General features: G+C 32.4%; 1 protein-coding gene and 1 pseudogene. Both read left to right on the top strand.

All coding sequences use genetic code 11. The features are described from left to right. The first annotated feature begins 4 nt into the window (after window positions 1-4). Window positions 5-415, top strand: coding sequence for a hypothetical protein (locus LS66_RS09990; RefSeq protein ID WP_236097034.1), 411 nt, complete (start codon window positions 5-7; stop codon window positions 413-415). Window positions 416-417: 2 nt separating this feature from the next. After that, window positions 418-768: pseudogene (locus LS66_RS09985) on the top strand (hypothetical protein); the annotation flags it as partial.

Here is a 768-nt window from a genome sequence, read left to right as displayed (position 1 = left end):
TTGTATTAGTGGTTGGGGGTGGCTTGTGCCATATAACTTGCAACCAAGTTATCATCAATTTAAAAAAATGTGTAAGTTAAATGAATTACCCAATAATGAGGAGAAGTATAATAAGATACTATCATATTATGATTTAGATTGGAATACTATGCTTGAAACAATGAAACCAATGCAAACGAGCGATGAATATCAAATAAAATATATGTTAGGAGAAACCAAAATACACAACAGAATAGAATTTGATTCAGGTTTTTTTGTATATTTAGATAAGACGAAACAAAATATTGTTAGGATTAGCCCATATTTTTTTGCAAGATGGGACACTAAAAGAAAATATCTCACAACAAAAAGCATAGCTTCTTACGAGCTTGTATTTAAAACAGCTTATGGAAGTTGCACATCTATTAAGGATTAACAATGAGCAATAAAGAACAAATACAGAAATTACGAGACTATGCAGAGCTAGCTTGGGCTAGTTATGGGTACTTTCATTTGGCAGATAAAGATTATAAACCTGAAGGTTGGTGGAATAAAGATAGGGAGAGATTGGAACAATTTGCAAAACAATATAATAATCCTGAAACAACAGAAGTTGAATTAGAATCTATTAGACCCACCTACATCGACATTCTCAACATAGAATATAACTCTTTCTTAGGTGGCGACATGACTCCCACCCAAGCCAAAAGATTCTTTTCTCGCTATGATTTACTCATTCATCAACCAAATACTGAAAGTGGATTCTCTGCTACTTTATTTGGAGAAAAA

Source organism: Helicobacter sp. MIT 03-1614 (assembly GCF_000762925.2).
GTDB lineage: Bacteria > Campylobacterota > Campylobacteria > Campylobacterales > Helicobacteraceae > Helicobacter_C > Helicobacter_C hepaticus.
The sequence above is the reverse complement of the archived record's forward strand: the minus strand, read 5'-3'. Positions and strand labels throughout refer to the sequence as shown.